General features: G+C 60.4%; 12 protein-coding genes and 2 tRNA genes. 5 read left to right on the forward strand and 9 right to left on the reverse strand.

Annotated features, from left to right (window positions below; genetic code table 11):
- Positions 1-340: 340 nt before the first annotated feature.
- The 7 genes from NGM99_RS19835 to NGM99_RS19865 form a co-directional block, all read right to left on the reverse strand.
- Positions 341-1642 (reverse strand): OmpP1/FadL family transporter, encoded by a 1302-nt coding sequence (locus tag NGM99_RS19835; RefSeq protein ID WP_252822195.1) that lies wholly within the window; start codon positions 1640-1642, stop codon positions 341-343.
- 281 nt (positions 1643-1923) lie between these two features.
- Positions 1924-4704, reverse strand: coding sequence for a valine--tRNA ligase (locus tag NGM99_RS19840; protein ID WP_252822198.1), 2781 nt, complete (start codon positions 4702-4704; stop codon positions 1924-1926).
- A gap of 103 nt (positions 4705-4807) precedes the next feature.
- Complete coding sequence (locus NGM99_RS19845; RefSeq protein ID WP_252822200.1) at positions 4808-5551, reverse strand: DUF2497 domain-containing protein; 744 nt, start codon at positions 5549-5551, stop codon at positions 4808-4810.
- A gap of 195 nt (positions 5552-5746) precedes the next feature.
- Positions 5747-7093 (reverse strand): TolC family outer membrane protein, encoded by a 1347-nt coding sequence (locus tag NGM99_RS19850; RefSeq protein ID WP_252822202.1) that lies wholly within the window; start codon positions 7091-7093, stop codon positions 5747-5749.
- Between the two features lie 218 nt (positions 7094-7311).
- On the reverse strand, positions 7312-7971 hold the full coding sequence (locus NGM99_RS19855; protein WP_252822204.1) for a protein-L-isoaspartate O-methyltransferase family protein: 660 nt from the start codon (positions 7969-7971) through the stop codon (positions 7312-7314).
- Between the two features lie 55 nt (positions 7972-8026).
- Positions 8027-8100: transfer RNA gene (locus NGM99_RS19860), tRNA-Cys, on the reverse strand.
- 51 nt (positions 8101-8151) lie between these two features.
- The gene (locus NGM99_RS19865) at positions 8152-8484 is read right to left on the reverse strand and encodes a hypothetical protein (RefSeq protein WP_252822205.1); all 333 of its coding nucleotides are present in this window, start codon (positions 8482-8484) and stop codon (positions 8152-8154) included.
- A 150-nt stretch (positions 8485-8634) separates the two neighbouring features.
- Between NGM99_RS19865 and NGM99_RS19870 the strand changes: the two genes are divergently transcribed.
- Both NGM99_RS19870 and NGM99_RS19875 read left to right on the forward strand, forming a co-directional pair.
- Positions 8635-8709 (forward strand) — tRNA-Asn (locus tag NGM99_RS19870).
- Positions 8710-8834: 125 nt separating this feature from the next.
- A complete protein-coding gene (locus NGM99_RS19875) occupies positions 8835-9698 on the forward strand; it encodes a mechanosensitive ion channel family protein (RefSeq protein WP_252822207.1) in 864 nt (287 codons plus the stop codon).
- On the opposite strand, the gene NGM99_RS19880 is transcribed toward NGM99_RS19875, so the two are convergent.
- On the reverse strand, positions 9695-9988 hold the full coding sequence (locus NGM99_RS19880) for a Dabb family protein (RefSeq protein WP_252822210.1): 294 nt from the start codon (positions 9986-9988) through the stop codon (positions 9695-9697). The genes NGM99_RS19875 and NGM99_RS19880 overlap by 4 nt on opposite strands.
- A gap of 180 nt (positions 9989-10168) precedes the next feature.
- Between NGM99_RS19880 and NGM99_RS19885 the strand changes: the two genes are divergently transcribed.
- Positions 10169-11398 (forward strand): SAM-dependent methyltransferase, encoded by a 1230-nt coding sequence (locus NGM99_RS19885; protein WP_252822212.1) that lies wholly within the window; start codon positions 10169-10171, stop codon positions 11396-11398.
- Here the strand turns inward: NGM99_RS19885 and NGM99_RS19890 are convergent, their stop codons facing one another.
- Positions 11399-14737, reverse strand: a complete 3339-nt coding sequence (locus tag NGM99_RS19890; protein ID WP_252822214.1) for a DUF3971 domain-containing protein — start codon at positions 14735-14737, stop codon at positions 11399-11401.
- A gap of 94 nt (positions 14738-14831) precedes the next feature.
- On the opposite strand from NGM99_RS19890, the gene NGM99_RS19895 reads away from it, so the two are divergent.
- Together NGM99_RS19895 and NGM99_RS19900 are read left to right on the forward strand one after the other, a co-directional pair.
- The gene (locus NGM99_RS19895) at positions 14832-15314 is read left to right on the forward strand and encodes a peroxiredoxin (protein WP_252822419.1); all 483 of its coding nucleotides are present in this window, start codon (positions 14832-14834) and stop codon (positions 15312-15314) included.
- Positions 15315-15558: 244 nt separating this feature from the next.
- A complete protein-coding gene (locus tag NGM99_RS19900) occupies positions 15559-16773 on the forward strand; it encodes a M23 family metallopeptidase (RefSeq protein ID WP_252822216.1) in 1215 nt (404 codons plus the stop codon).
- Positions 16774-16777: the final 4 nt, after the last annotated feature.

Raw genomic sequence — 16777 nt, forward strand, 5'->3', positions numbered from 1 at the left:
AACCCCGCCCGAGCGAAAGCCGCAAACGTGTTGCGCGAGGCTTCGTCTGCTGCGCAATCCGGTAATTCGAAACTGTTGAACCTGCGAGCTTCCATGCTGTCCCTTGGCCGCGATCATCGCGGTTGCGCTTCGGGCTGACGAAATACACTGCCGAGCCTTTGGGGTGCTCTGGGTTTATGGCGGGATGGGGGCAAATCGGGCACCTCCCAACCTTGTCCTCATGTAGACGATGATTGTGTTGCTCGATTGTCACAACAGCGGCGACCCCGTGTCACTCATATGCTGCTTTCGTGCATGAAAAAGGCCGGGCAAACCCGGCCTTTGATTCAATTTGGCAGATTCAAAACTTGACGCGGATACTTGCGCTTCCGGCCGCGACGATATCGGCGTCGTAGGTGTAAGATACATAATTGGCCGGATCGCTATCGAGCGTAAAATCTGACCGACCTCCCGTTAACACACCGATGGAGCCGCCCAAACGTAATTCGACGTTCTTATTAGGTGAATAGGACCCGCCCAAGGCAACACTGTAGGTATCGGACTGAAAACCTTGAAACGTCGAGGTTCCCTTGTCCCATGTGATAGAGGCGAGGCCGGAGAAGGCATCGGTGAATTTGCGGCCCACACCCGCCGTGATCGTCCAGCCGTCCTCGTAATAAGCGTCAAAGGACACGTCGGGATTGACCGCACCAGAGGTCGGGCTGATGACGCCGTTTATCTGAATGCTCTGTAACTGACTCCAATCCTGCCAACGCACAGAGCCGAACGCTATAGTATTCTCAGCAACGCCGCTTTGAAGGCGAAACTCTAAAGCCTGTGGAATTTCAGTTTCTGCATCAACGTCAAAAATGCCTGTCACAATCGGACGCGCAGCCAAAAGTCCTGCTGGTGCAAGCCGTGGGCCGAAATCGGTGGTATCCACCGTGCCCTCCAGATCAAGGTCGACTTTCCCGGTATAGAGCAAACTTGCGCGGAGCGCGATTTCAGGGATTTCGTAGGCTGCGCCGACGCGATAGCTCCAAGCTTCGTCAGACAGGTCAAATTTACCGACACCATCATTGCCGAAGTCGAGAAGTGTTTGGCGCGAGAAGAAAGCGTCGATTTTGTTGTAGCTGACGCCACCGATCGCACGCAACGACCCTTTCCCGACATCAAACTTGTAGGAGCATGTCAGTGCTGCCTCGTCCGAATCAAGTTGGAACTCCACAGCGGAAATCGAATACGCGTTATTCTTGCCGTAATAGGCGTCCGCACCGTAAGGTTGCGTATAGCTCGCCAAACAGTCCACAGGCTCGAAGAAGTTGAACTTCACGCCCAAACGCGGAACAGTGAAATCACCATCCACATCAATTGCATCCGAGAACAAAGCGGGACGGCGCACGGAGTTCGCGGCTACTGGTGGTACTCCTACGCCGATTAGCTGATCTGCAGCCGCGTCGGTCGAGCTTATCGCACGCTGCACATCCTTCAGCTCACGCTGAGGGTTTACGTAGGTCACACCGGCTTCGGTCGCTACGCGGGCAGGGTCGAAAAGAAGTTCGATGTTGCCCGCGCCGCGATCGAAGCCGCCTGCGAAGGCGGATTGGGCGGCGATCAGCGACACACCAGCCAGTGTGGCAAGGCGCAGTTGCGCGTGGGCCATAGTTTCTCCCCTCGGATCTTGTTTCAGGGAGTAAGACAAAGCGGCGATGCACGCGCAAGCACCGAGATGGGATCCCGAACCACCGAAAGCTCTCAGGCTCGCCTTAGAGCGAGCCTGAGCCGCTATCTTGCCCCATTCAACGGCATGTGGAGCTGGGTTAAGAAATTATCCGAAGGCAGTAAGTCATTGAAACGAAACGGACGCCACAAGTAATCGCAGCGCCCGTTGCTTTGCGGCAACATTGAGGCAAGAAAACCGCTTCCGCCTCTTCTCCAACAGCGTCAGGCGTCCCCACGAAGACGCTTGAGGGCGGTGTCGAGCTTAGTCTGGGTCTCGCGGAAACCCTCCAACTTCTCTCGCTCGGCTTCCACGATTTCCGCCGGTGCGCTCTGGACGAAGCGCTCGTTGCCGAGCTTCTTGTGAAGGCGCGCGATCTCCTCGGTTGTCTTGCCAAGTTCCTTGCGCAACCGCACCTCTTCAGCAGTCAGATCGATCAGTGTGCCAAGCGGCAAGCAGACGGTCGCCTCTCCGACCACGATCTGTGCGGAAGCAGATGGGGCCAATGGCGACTCGGTGATTTCCCCGACACGTGCCAGACGACGCAATGCCGTCTCGTGGCGCACCAAGCGCTCGCGGGTTTTGGCGTTCGCACCAATCAGAACAAGTGGAGCAATCGCGGAAGGCGGCACATTCATTTCCGAGCGTACGGAGCGAATGCCCGACACCATATCGACCAGCCAGTTGATTTCACCGGCCGCCTCCGCATCATCGAATGTGAATGATGGCCAGTCTGCGTGGCACAGCAGACCAGCGCGTCCCGTCTCACCCGCCGTGCGCGCCCACAATTCTTCTGTCATGAACGGCATGAAAGGATGCAGCAGCTTGTAGGCCTGGTCGAGCACATAGGCCGTGCAGGCACGCGCCTCTGCCTGCTCGTCAGCCGTGCCGCCGGCGAAAACAGGCTTGAGGAGTTCGAGATACCAGTCACAGACAACGTTCCAAATGAAACGATAGGCTGCGCCCGAAGCGTCGTTGAAACGGAATGCCTCAATGCTGTCGGTAATCTCGTTGCGCGCGCGGGTCAGCTCAGTGAGAATCCAGCGGTTGACCGTGAGCTTCGCATTCTCAGGCGAGAAGCCGGCATCCGCCTTGACGCCGTTCATCTCGGCAAAGCGCGTCGCGTTCCAGAGCTTGGTTCCGAAGTTGCGATAGCCAGCCACGCGTGCAGGATCGAGCTTCACATCGCGCCCCTGCGCCGCGAGAATTGCGAGCGTGAAGCGAAGTGCATCCGCGCCGTATTCGTCGATCAGCTCGAGCGGGTCGATGACGTTGCCCTTGGACTTCGACATCTTCGCTCCCGATTTGTCGCGAACGAGGCCGTGCATGTAGATCGTGTGGAAGGGCTCTTCCTCCATGAAGTGGAGGCCCATCATCATCATGCGGGCGACCCAGAAGAAGATGATATCGAAGCCGGTAACGAGCACGCTGGTGGGATAGTAGCGTTCGAGCTCGGGCGTCTTGTCGGGCCAGCCCATAGTCGAAAACGGCCAAAGCGCGGAAGAGAACCATGTGTCGAGCACGTCTTCGTCACGGGTCAGGATTTCGCCAGGCTGAAAATTCTCCAACAGGTCCTCGACCAATGCCTTCATCGGCCCTTCATGGGCGATGTAGTGCTGGATCGCGGCGTGAAGCGCCTCTTCCTCGGTTTTCTCGACAAAGACCGTGCCGTCAGGACCGTACCAGGCCGGGATGCGATGACCCCACCAGAGCTGGCGCGAAATGCACCAAGGCTGAATGTTCTCCATCCAGTCGAAATAGGTCTTTTCCCAGCTCTTCGGCGCGAACTGCGTGCGGCCCTCGCGCACCGATGCCATCGCAGGCTTGGCGAGCTCAGCGGCGTTCACGTACCACTGATCAGTCAGGAACGGCTCGATCGGCACCCCGCTGCGATCCCCATGCGGCACGACATGCCGGTGCGGCTCGATCTTGGCGAGCAGACCACGCTCTTCGAGGATCTGAACGATGAGCTTGCGCGCCTCAAAGCGCTCCATGCGCTCGAGCCGATCCCAGACCGACTGCTGCTCCGGCGTCGGATCGAGGCCGGCAAGGAAGTCATCATTGTCGCGGAGCGTAATCGCGCCATCGACGGTCAGGATATTGATGGCCGACAGATCGTGGCGCTTGCCGACCTCGAAATCGTTGAAGTCGTGCGCTGGCGTGATCTTCACCGCGCCCGTGCCCTTTTCTGGATCGGAATAGTCGTCGGCAACAACCGGGATGCGACGACCGACGATTGGCAGAATCAGGTTCTTGCCGACGAGGGCCGAGTAGCGTTCGTCGTCCGGATGGACCGCGACACCCGTGTCGCCCAGCATCGTTTCCGGCCGGGTCGTGGCGACCGTGACGAACGTGCTTGGATCCTCGGCGTTGAAGACCTCGCCTTCGATCGGATAGCGCAAGTGCCAGAGATTGCCATCCACCTCGAGGTTTTCGACCTCGATGTCCGAGATGGCGGTCAGCAGCTTCGGGTCCCAATTGACCAGCCGCTTGTCCTTGTAGATCAAGCCTTCCTTGTAGAGCGAAACGAAGACTTCGACCACGGCCCTGGAAAGGCCCTCATCCATGGTGAAGCGCTCGCGCGACCAATCGCAGGATGCGCCCAGACGCTTGAGCTGGTTGATGATTGTGCCGCCCGACTCCGCCTTCCACTGCCAGACCTGCTCGACGAATTCCTCGCGGCTCATATCGCGACGGCGGATCTGCCGCTCGGCCAGCCTTCGCTCGACGACCATCTGTGTGGCGATGCCGGCATGATCCATGCCTGGCTGCCAGAGAACATCCTTGCCGCGCATTCGCTCGAAGCGGACGAGAATGTCCTGCAGAGTGTTGTTCAGCGCGTGCCCGATATGGAGCGAGCCGGTGACGTTGGGCGGCGGAATGACCACCGAGAAGCTTTCCGCACCTGGCTTGGCACTGGCACCCGCACGGAACGCGTCATTCGCTTCCCACGCTTCAGCAATGCGCGGCTCAACCGCTTTCGCGTCATAGGTCTTGTCGAGCATGGAAACGGTCCGCAATGGCTTGGAAAGGCAAGGGTTCTAAACCGGAAGCCCAGTTCCAAGTCAATTGCGTGAGGAAGCCGCGCCTTTATGCGTCAGCTTCCGATCAGCGCGGGGATGAACCACCGCGCGCAATGCGCTCGATCTCCTCGCGCACAAGACGCTCGACCAGATGCGGAAGGTTGTTATCCAGCCAATCACGCAACATCGGGCGAAGCATCTCTTCGGCGATATCGTCGAAGGTGCGGCGCCCCCGTGCCTCTGTCGCGACACTCAGATCGCTGAAGGCCGCAGCCACTTGGCTGCCGGTCTGGGATGAGACGAGCGACGAGGCAGAGGATTCACTCGACGCACGGCTTTCATTGCCAGCAGATCGGGAAGCGCCCTGATCGAAGAACGAGCCAGGCTGTTGAGGAGCGGTCTGAGACATCGGTTCACTCTCCTCCTCTGAGGTATGCGGCACTGGTTCGGATATCGGTGGTTGAGGGGTCGCAGACGCATCGGTTTCCGTTGAAAGCGGCTCAGCCTGCTCGACAAACGACGCCTCAGGCGTCTCTGCAACCAGTTCTTCGGGTAACACGGCTGCGGCGGTCTCCGTCACCTCGTCGACAGCCTGTTGATCGGTGGAAACGGCCTCCACGGCCTGCCCGGCCCCAAGCTCTGCACGGAACGCATCGACATCATCAGCCGCAGCCTCCGGTTCCGACCGGGCGGCCTGAACCTCGACGAGCTTGGCCTCATCAGGCTCAGAATTGACGGGCTTGGCTTCGGCAAGCTCGGCCTTATCGGCACGCTGCACCGTGTCGCTGTCTTCGATGATGCGCCGAATGGAAGCCAGAATCTCTTCCATCGAAGGCTCGCGCTGCGCGCCGCTCGCGTTCGGTTGGACCATGCTCATACTCGCGCCCTACCCGCTCGTCCGCCGACGCGCAACGGCGCCGGCTTCAGGAATCATGAGTTAAGCGTAGAGGAAGCCCCGTTCCAAGAGAATCCCGAAAGCTTGCATTTGAACGATCTCAACAGGAAGAGATCGTCCGAAGCAGGATCAGCGGCCGTCCGGCGTACGCAGACCGAACCACTTGTCCTTGACGGCCCTGTAGTGCTCCTGCGGATTATAGGGCTCGACCTTCAAGCCCAGCCTTTCAGCGGAGAGAGCACCGATCGCCGAAAGAACGGCATAGCTTGCAACGACCGTGTCGCGCTCGACCCCGGCAAGCGTGATCTGCGCATTGATGACATCGGCCTGCGCGTTCAGCACATCCAGTGTTGTGCGCTGGCCGACATTGCGTTCCTCGATCACGCCGTTGAGCGCGAGTTGGGCGGCTGAAACGAGCTGACGGTTGGCGCTGACACTTTCGACCGCCGAAACGTACTGGCTCCATGACGACGCCACAGCATTACGAACCTGATCGCGCTGCACATCTACTTCGATGCGAGCCTGACCGAGCGATTCCTTTGCCTGACGTACGCCGGCCGCAACCCGTCCGCCTTGATAGATCGGCACCGTAATGGACGCACCGATGCTGGCGCTGCTTTCCCCTTCCAAGTCTCCGGAAGCGCTCGACGCGCCCAACCCGGTTCCAACACCGGGAAGACCCCGCGTTTGCGAGTATTGCTGAGACAAACCGGCCGTTGCGGAAATCTGCGGCAGCAACGCGCCTTCAGTCGATTTGACCGTGTAGCCCGCAGCATCGACAAGATACTTTGTGGCGAGAATGGCCGGATGCTGCTCGCTCGCCTGCGCATAGGCAACGTTCAGGCTCCTTGGGAGAAGCTTGGATTGTGGCGAGGCGGCGGTGAGATTGCGCGGCTCCTCGCCAACGATCTGTCGATAGGTCGCCGAACTGGCGGCAACCTGAGCACGTGCCGAGCTGACGGATGCGACAGCGGAAGCGCGGCTGGCCTGGGCCTGCGCAACGTCGGTCCGTGTACCCTCGCCCACATCGAAACGTGACTGCGCCGCACGCACCTGCTCGGACAGGAAGGCGAGATTGCGCTCGGTCAGCGCCGCGATCTGGCGATCGCGGATGACGTCCATATAAGCCGAAGCCGCGTTGAACAAAATGTTCAGTTCGGTGTTGCGAAGGCTCTCATTGGACGCGTAGACGCGCGACTCGGCGGCGCGCACATTATTGCGTGTCTGCAAGCCATCGAACAGCGTCTGATTGATCTGCACGCCAAAGGAGTAAGTGCTGAGGCGGAGACCTTCTTGCGACACGTAATTCGCGCTTCCGGTGCCCGCGATAGTTGGGCGGTAGCCGGACTTTGCGATTGCCACATCCTCGTCGGTAACTCGCACACCGGCGCGCGTCGAGTTCAGCGTGGAGTTGAACTGGTAGGCTTTAGCCAAGGCGCCGAGGATGGTTTCAGCGCTGGCAATACCCGGGGCCATAACTATAGCCGATGCCAAAAAGGCGGCATGCAGGCGACTCAATCGAAAGGACAAGGCACACCCTCTTCCGTTCTGCGAGGCCATCAGCTGACAGTCGAGCAATATTCGACCTAAAAACTATCCGACCCCTCACCGTCCCGGTTCGTTGCCGGATTCGATGACCATAAATTCGAGCGCAACGGACCATGAGCGACCCGCAGCGTGCAAGCTAAAAGATATTAAAATGTGAAGGCGGGCGTCTTCTCGAAGCCCGGTAGTGGCTTAACTGCCGCATTGAAGGCGCGGCGCCCAGCGGTCGCGCCGCTTGCCTTGACGTAGAGCATGGCGACACCGGCATTGCCGCGTCCCTCGACGACAACAAGGCGACCGCCTTCCGCAAGCTGCTCGAACAGCGCGCCCGGCACGTCATCGACCGCGCCATTCACGAAGATCACCTGGTAAGGCGCGGAGGCTTTCCAACCTTGAGCGAGCGGTCCGCCGACAACGGAAACTTCGCCGTGTCCGGCCTGCATGAGCGCCGACTTCGCGCGCCCGGCAAGGCTGGCGTCCGACTCGAGAGCCGTCACGGACGCGCCGAGACGGGCAAAAACGGCAGAGGCGTAGCCGGTTCCGGCGCCGACATCGAGGACATTGTCGCCAGGGCGGATCGCTGCGAGCTGAGCCAGTTTGGCGAAGGGCGATGGCTCCATCAGAAAGCGGCCGGGAGCGATCTGCAGATCTTCATCGATATAGGCGAGTTGGCGCAAACGATCATCGACGAATACCTCGCGAGGAACGGAGAGCAGCGCGTCGAGCAGCGGAATATCGGTCACGTCGGTGGTACGGATCTGACCGTCCACCATCTTGACGCGAAGCTCAGGAAAATTGGGCTCTGTCATCCGCCTGCCTGCCATACGGCCAGGGTTCGGATGGCCTGCCGGCGACAGCCGGTGCTGGAGGCCTCGCCCGGAATCGAACCGGGGTGCAAGGATTTGCAGTCCTCTGCGTAACCACTCCGCCACGAGGCCCGAAGCACTCGGCTGTCGCGCCTTCCCCATAGGGTCACGACCAGCGCGTCGTCAAGCGGCCTTGCGTGCTGCGCCTGGGGCATCACGCCGCGCGGACGGGCGACGACGTCGATGCCACCAGACTGCAGTTCTGCGACGCCAGCGCCGAACTGAGGCGAATTCATAGGACAGAACGAGGAGGCCCACCGGCACCATCCAGAAACCGAGAATCGGAAGGAAGCCGAGGCAGCCCCCGATCACCAAAGCCGAGCCCAGCGCGATTCGAGCCCAACGCGAACGGGGAAGATAGAAATCGCGACCGAGCAGTGTGATCTTCCTGCGCGGCGGCTCGATCGATTCACGCTTATCGTAAGACGTATCGGCGGGATCGTGAGCGCGGGTCATGGCGAGGAGATAGGTTCCCTCAACAAGGATGCCAGACCTCGGCTCAGAGCCGCTAATTTGAGAAACTGCCCGATCGTCATCGCAAAGGGCCTTGGCAAAGCCCAAAACGGTTTGCTATAGGCGCGACCACTGAAGCAATTCACCGAATGTTCCCCGGTAGCTCAGTGGTAGAGCAACCGGCTGTTAACCGGTTGGTCGCTGGTTCGAATCCGGCCCGGGGAGCCATTTCATCCGACATCGAGGGCGCTGCGTGCCTTCGCTTCGCGGATGATGCTTGCTTCCGTTCGGCTCACCATCCTTTCCTTTCCTGATATCCAACGCCTCGCGCTTTGGCGGGAACCGGCCTGTACGTGGCGGGTTTCGCAAACCTATCCCAAGCAGCAAGAACATGGAGCATCGGGTTCATGGAGTTTGACCCCCAGAACGCCTTTAACAACGCCGGAGCGGTTCTCCGCCAGTTGAGCGCGCTGCTCGTATCCTATTCGCTTTCTTTCGTTGGCGCAGTGTTGCTCCTCGTGATCGGCTATTTAGTGGCGGGTCTGGTCGAGCGGTGGCTGAATGCGGCATTGGCTCATATCCATGGATTCGACCTGACCTTGCGCAACTTCTTTTCGAAGATTGCGCGCTACGCCATTCTCGTTCTCGTCTTTATCATGGTGCTCGGCCAGTTCGGCGTGCAAACAGCGTCGATCATCGCGGCAATTGGCGCGGTCGGTTTGGCGATCGGCCTCGCCCTTCAGGGCACGCTTCAGAACATTGCGGCGGGCGTGATGCTGCTGGTGCTTCGGCCTTTCCGGATCGGCGAAGATGTTCAGGTCGGTTCGATTCGTGGCACGATCAATGAGATCGGCCTGTTCGCGACCAGCCTGCATACGAGCGACGGGCTTTATATCCTCGCGCCGAATTCCAGCCTGTGGAGCCAGCCGGTCACGAATTACACGCGCAACCAGACGCGCAGCAACGCCATTACTGTGCGGATTAAACCGGATGCCGATATCGATCAGGCCCAGCGCGCCTTGATCAGGCTGGCGCAGAGCGATTCGCGCGTTCTGGCAGATAAAACGCCGAGCGCCAGCGTTTCTGAAGTGGCGGACGATGCAGTGACACTCACCCTCACCTACTGGACGGCGGTCGGCGACTTCGGCGGCACCAAAAACGATCTCACCAAGCGCGCAAAGCTAACACTCGATCAGCAGGGTTTGAGCAAGGTCTAAGCCTTGGACGACACGATATCGGCCGACATGCGGATCTCGCGCATCGGCCGGACGGTCGCCGTGGACTGCGCGTAGATCGGATGGGCCTTGTAGGCGGCAAGATCGGTCTCCGTGGCGAACTCGGCATAGACCACCACATCGATCTCGTTCGCGATCTGATCAACCCTAGTATTCTCCTGTACTTCGAAAAACTGCGAGTGCGGGATCTTGCCGAGTTGCGAAAGGCCTTCCTTGATCTTGGGAATATCCGCACGGTCCTGCGCGCTGAAGAAGACGATGTGGCGGATCATGGGAGGTCCCTGAACGAGTTTGTGCGGTGTTTCGGCGACACTGGCTCTTCGGTCAAGCGTCTGCTTGTCGCGATCGTTCGGGCACTTCTCCCCCGAATTCTGATGGCCCATGGAAAACCCGGCGCTTGATGCGCCGCGATCATCGTGGAATTCATTCCTTTCGACCGGTCGGGAGGAGCCATGACTTCGGACACAATCGAGCTGAGCGAGAGCAATCTCTCAAGCTTCACGGCGGACGCCCCGATGCGGGCGCGAATAGTCCTGCGCGCTTTGATCGGTCTCCCGGTCGGGTCGCTCCGCGTTACGGTTCCGAACGGCGCGAGCTTCACGGTCGGCGGTCGCGCGCCCGGGCCGGCGGCAGAAGTCAGGCTGAAGAACTGGCGGCTTCCGGGACGCGCCTTCGCAGGCGGGACGATCGGACTGGCTGAATCTTATATCGACGGCGATTGGGATAGCCCGGACGTCACGAGTTTTCTCGAGCTCTTCGTACGAAACGAGAAGCACGGCGAGGAACTGGCCGGCGGTGCGAGCTGGCTGCTGACGGTTCTGCAGCGCGTCCGCCACTGGCTCAACGAGAACACGGTGAAAGGATCTCGCCGCAACATTTCTGCGCACTACGATCTGGGCAACGAGTTCTATCGTCTCTGGCTCGATCCGAGCATGACATACTCTGCAGCACTGTTCTCGAATGGCGCGAACGATCTCGAAAGTGCTCAGAGCGAGAAATACCGTGCACTGGCGCGCGATACGGGCATCACCGATCGCGACCATGTTCTCGAAATCGGCTGCGGATGGGGCGGCTTCGCCGAGTTCGCCGCGCGAGAGATCGGCTGCAAGGTGACGGGGCTCACGGTCAGCAGGGAGCAACTGGACTTCGCGAAGGCCCGGCTTCAGCAGGAGGGTCTTTCCGACAAGGTCGAGCTCAGGCTGCAGGACTATCGCCACGAAGCAGGCACCTATGACAAGGTGGTATCGATCGAGATGTTCGAAGCCGTCGGAGAGAAGTACTGGCAGACCTTTTTCGCGAAACTTCGAAGCTGCTTGAAATCCGGTGGCGCCGCCGGTTTGCAGGTCATCACGATCAATGAGAAGTCGTTTCCCGCCTATCGCGCGCAGCCCGATTTCATTCAGCGCTATGTATTTCCCGGCGGAATGTTGCCGACGCCCTCGCGTCTTCGCTCACTTGGAGAAGAGCAGCAACTATCGCTCGTCGCCGAGCGCATCTTCCCACAGGACTACGCGCGAACCTTGAAGGAATGGCGCGAGCGCTTTTGGAATGCCTGGCAGCGCATCGTTCCGCTCGGCTTCGACGAGCGGTTTCGCAAGCTCTGGGAGTTTTATCTCTTCTATTGCGAAGCGGGCTTCCGCGCGGAATATATCGATGTGCGGCAGGTGACCTACCGTGCCTGATCAGCCTGGTTCGTTATATTCGAAGATCCGGCGGAAAATGCCCGGCGCGATCACCGAAAGCGGGTTGATATTCACATCCGGGGACTTGGCGTCACCGACGAGCTTGAAGGTGACGCCGATTAGGCCCTGATCCTTGCCATTACCGAGGATGGCGCCGAAGAGCGGGATTTCGCCGAAGACGCGGTTCAGGCCATAAGCCGGCATGAAAGTCCCGGTCATGTCGATATTGCCACGCGGATCGAAGACGGTCCCCTGGAACGTGGCGCCGATGGTGGAGCCGCGGAGGATGCCATCGGACACGCGAAGGTAACCCGGTCCCTTGGTGATCTGCGCCGAACCGCGATCGAACTGAACCCGGCTTGAATCGATCCGGTTCTTGACCTCATCGTTCAAACTGCGGTCGCTGCCCTGCGGGCGATTCGAGACGACTGAGCCCAAACGCGGTTCATTGACGATCGTGAAGTTGCGCGCCGCGATACGGCCCTGCAGCGGCCCATCGCCCTCGCTGGCGAGTGCCACATCGATCGAGCCGCTCTGCATGTTCGGATAGATGTTGAGGAACCGCAGCACGGAGCCCGCATCGCTCGACTTCAGCTTGAGCCGCCGCACCCCACTCTTCGTGTCGTCATCGACAGTCACGGAGGCGCCCCGGTCGGTCGAGCCTTCCATCTTGAGTGCACCCGAGCCACGGTAGGTGACATAGACCGCTTGCAGGGCTTCGTTGTTGAAACCGGTGACCGAGTCGAGCCGCGCTTTCACCAGCACGCTGCCACGCCCGCTTTGCTTTTCGGTGGACGCACCACTGGCCGTGACGAGTTTCAGCAGCGCACGGGCGTCGAACGAACTGCCGGTCACATCCACCTCGTAGATTCTGCCGTCGCGCTTGATGTTGAGCGCAATGTCGTCGCCGCGATTCAGCTGCACATGCGGGAACTCGGCCGAAGCCAGCCCACCGCCGCTCAAGACCGCCGAGCCGTTGATGCTGAACGTCTTGCCGTCGACTTCAAGGTCGGAAAGGCGCATGATCTCATCTTCGCGCTTGAGCAGGAACTTCGCCGAGGCACCGATGCCGGCTCCCTTGCTCCAGCCGACCCATGGAAGCGCGAGCGTGGCGCGGTCGAGATCGACCGAGACCTTCTGCACGGAATCGGACGCGTCGACCTTGAGTGTCATCGGACCGTCGACAAGCGTGGAGAGGCCGGGCGCGAGTTTCTGCAGCCCCTTGTCATTGACGTCGAGCTCGATCAAACGCTTGCGTTGAACGCCCTCCTTCCGGACAGGTTCGATGAAATCGAGCTTGGCTGGAACGTCGTTGAGCTTGGCATCGGCCTTGATCAACGCCTTTTCCGGGTCGATGTCGATCGTGCCCTTTGCGTCCGTCAACTTCTGGCCATCGAAGGGCTTGTTGAGCGTGACGCCATCCAACTGAAGCCCGACTTTCCAGCCGATCTTGTCCTTGGGATAGCCGCGCTCAAATGGAATGTCGGAGACCACATTGCCTTTCACGCGACCAGAGAAATCGTCCGGAACGAAACCAGCGCGCTGAAGGGCGCTGATGGGCTCGAGGCTGGCGAGTTCAGCCGCGGCGATCGCCTCGCCCTCTACGTTGACGTTGAGCTTGGCGACGACCGGACGCTGATTGACGTCTCGCATTGTCAGCTGGCCGCCACTTGCATTGAGAAGCTTGCCGCTCGGCAGAGTCATCTGACCCGAAGCCAGTGCGATATCGATGTCCATGCCACGTAGCGTGAGATACCCGTCGGCATGATGAACCGAGGGAATGGCGCCGGCCGTGTCGAACTCAGTACCGAGGATGCGGAACTCGCCGGAAAGCTCGTCGGCGCCGAGAGGCACACCGCTGCCGATGCGCCCCGGTTCGACGGCGTAGGTAAGGCGGCTGCCTTCGATCGTACCGCCATGCACATGTTCAACGACCCAGTTCCGGGCACCCCGTCCTGCGGTCCAGGGCCATAACGCCTTCGCTTCGGCAACGGGCATGTTGGGCACTTCGATAGCAAGTGACACACCCGGCGTCTTGCCGTCCGCAAGTTGGAGCGATGCGTTGCCCGTGACCTTGCCGTTCGCCGTCTCGACCGACAACGCATCGATGCTTGCCCGCCGCTGGACGGGATCGATCTCACCTGTGACGCTGCCTTTGCCTTCGAGCATCGGGTCTGACGAGCCTTCGGGCAACGAGGTGATACGACTGGCGTCGAGCTGGAGATCGTACACACCATGATCGGCGATGGCCTGCGGACCGATCGTACCCTTACCCTTGATCGATAGCCCGCCGGCCTGCACATCAAGATCGTCAAGCAACAGTCGGTCGGAATCGCTCTTTGCGGAAACCTTCACCACGGCACGCACCGGAAGAATGCCGTTCTTACCGAGATCAAAGGCTGCGTTGTCGAGGCTGGCGGACAGGTCGAGCATCTGCCCGTTGCCTTGCAAAGCAACCTGCGTAGGGCCGACAGTGATAGCGCCTTCGGGCGGAGTCGAGGTGATGCGAATATCGAGCGCGTCGACTGCGCTTGTGGAAGGGTCGGATTTCGCCGTGCCGGAAGCGGTCCAGCTTCGGCCTTGGAATGTGCCCTCGCCCGCCAGCACGAGTTCCTGCGAGGAGGCATCGAGCGTCGCGGTATCGATATAGATCGAGCGCGTCACCTGTCCCGGCAGGACGATCTCGACATTCGAGAGCTCGACCGCGCCCGGCGCCTCGGTCTTTAGCGCCAGGAAGACGCGGCGCAGCGCGTCTGACACGACGCCCGGCACCTTGCTCGGATCGAGCAGCGCGGCTTCATTGCGGAAGGGCTTCGTCCAGTCTCGCGGCTTTCCGCCTTCCAGCGGAGCCGCGACGAAGCGGGCATTCTCGACCGAGACGCTGCCGAGTTCGAGATGGCCGCGCACCAGTGCTCCCATCAGCAGCCCGAAGCGCAGCGTACCGGCATCCGCAATATTCGTGTCACTGCCTTCAGGGCGCAGCGCGACATTATTTACTTCGAGGGCGAGCAGGCGCGCTCCATCGAGAGAAATGTGCGCGCCGCCGAGCGTCGCCGCCATGTCGCGCCCGGTGATCTTCTCGATCGCGGCTTCCGCGCGCGCGCGCATCTGCTCCCGCCCGACACCTGATACACCGATCAAATAGAGACCGGCAGCGAGGATGAGGGCAAGAAAAACGACTGTCGTGAAGGAAAAGGCCGCCAAACGAATAATACGGTTGCGTCGACGAGGCATCACGACGGGCGCGTTCTGTCCTTCGGCGGAGGGCATCTTGCCCAGATCCGCAATATCCTCGCGCCGGAAGCGGACGCGCTCGTGCGAAGGAGCCTGTTCCGTCAAAAATGCGTCCTGCCTGAAAGCGCCCGTTGGACGGTGGCCGTCCTGATCGTATATGCGAGCGGTTTTCCTGATGGCCATCAAGAAAGGCGGGGTTATGGCAAATATCGCAATCGGAAGCGCAGCACCGGACTTCGAGGCGCCTTTAGCTGATGGCTCGGCCTTCCGGCTAAACGAGCAGCGCGGACGGATGGTCGTGCTGTATTTCTACCCCAAGGACGACACGAGCGGCTGCACCGCCGAGGCCATCGACTTTACGCAGTTAAAGCCCGAGTTCGAGAAGGCTGGCGCAAGCGTGATCGGTATTTCGCCAGACAGCGCGAAGAAACACACCAAATTCGCCGAAAAGCATGGTCTCAAACACGATCTCGTTGCCGACGAGGAACGTAGCGCTATCGAGGCCTATGGCTTCTGGGTCGAGAAGAGTATGTACGGTCGCAAATATATGGGCGTCGAGCGCGCGACGGTGTTGGTGGGCCCCGACGGCAACATCCTGCACATCTGGCCCAAGGTGAAAGTGCCAGGTCATGCACAGGAAGTTCTCGAAGTTGTGAAGAGCCACGGAACCGCTGCTGCCTGAAGCCGTTGGATGGCCTGAAACAGCTAACTTTCGGAGATGATCATGCTGCGCGGGGCTTTGCTTTGGATGTTGGGTATCCCACTCCCGATCATCATCCTTATACTCCTGTTCTGGCACTGATCGCCGAACGAGGAATCGAGAAAGGCGGGTTGCTTCGGCAGCCCGCCTTTTTCGCGTGAGCGGCAGGCTTTATTAACCTTAATCATGTGTGATCGCGACAGTCCCTCAAACCGTCCGAACCTGCATGACCGAGAGCCACCCTTCCGATGCGACAGCCCTCGGCAAGTGCAAGGGGCCGCATACGGTCATCATCGCACGCGGCGATCATATAAGGCATTTTACGGTTCGCCCTTGGCTCGCGACGGCGGCGGCCTGCGTCGCGCTCTCGGCTGTCACTGCCTACTTCGGCGCAACTACCTATCTCGTGTTACGCGACGACCTGATGAGCGCTGCCGTTTCGCGCCAAGCGCGGATGCAGCAGGCTTATGAGGACCGTATTTCGGCGCTACGCTTCCAAGTGGATCGTATCACCAGCCGGCAGATGCTCGATCAGCAACTCGTTGAAAACAAGGTCTCCGAGCTGCTGAACCGGCAGGCGGCACTTGCGGGACTGAACAGCAAACTAGCGCCACTCCTGCCACGGAAGGCAGAAGCACCCTCGCCTGCTCCTCTGGAAACAACACCCATTCGCGGTGTGGCTGGGGCGCTCGGTTTTCAACCGGAAACAGAACGGAAGCCCTCCGGCGACGGCCTCTCGCGTGCCGATCAGGCCGACCGAGCTTTCGTCGCGCTCAACCGCTCGCTGCAGTCAGTGGAAACCGAGCAGCTTTCCAACCTGACGCGGCTGACCAGCGATGCTTATCGTACCGCTGACGGCATCGAAACGGCACTCGCCTCCGCGGGACTGGAAGTGGATCGCGAGAGTGGTGAAGCGACCGGAGGCCCTTATCTGCCGTCTTCTCATGCGTCCGATTTCGACACCAAGGTCGAGGAGCTCGGCGAAGCGCTCGACCGGCTTCAATCGGTCCGCACACAGGCGACCAGCCTCCCGCTCGCCAACCCGGCAGCGGGCAGCCCGGTCACGAGCACGTTTGGCGTGCGTACCGACCCCCTTCTCGGCAGACCGGCCCTTCATGCCGGTATCGACTTCCGCGCTTCGGTCGGCGCACCGGCCGTGGCGACCGGAAAAGGCAAGGTGGTGAGTGCAGGCTGGAACGGCGGCTACGGGCGCATGGTCGAGATCGACCATGGCAACGGCTACGCTACACGCTTCGCACACTTGAGCGAAATCGATGTCAGCGAGGGCGAAGAGGTGAAAGCCGGGCAGATCATCGGTCGCACCGGCAACACCGGCCGTTCGACCGGACCACACCTGCACTATGAAGTCCGGAAAGATGGAAGCGCGCTCGATCCGCTGCGCTTCCTCAAGGCTGGAAGAATGCTCCGCGACTTCCTTTGAGATC

Origin of the sequence: Mesorhizobium liriopis, from assembly GCF_024053505.1 — a bacterium.
GTDB lineage: Bacteria > Pseudomonadota > Alphaproteobacteria > Rhizobiales > Rhizobiaceae > Mesorhizobium_B > Mesorhizobium_B liriopis.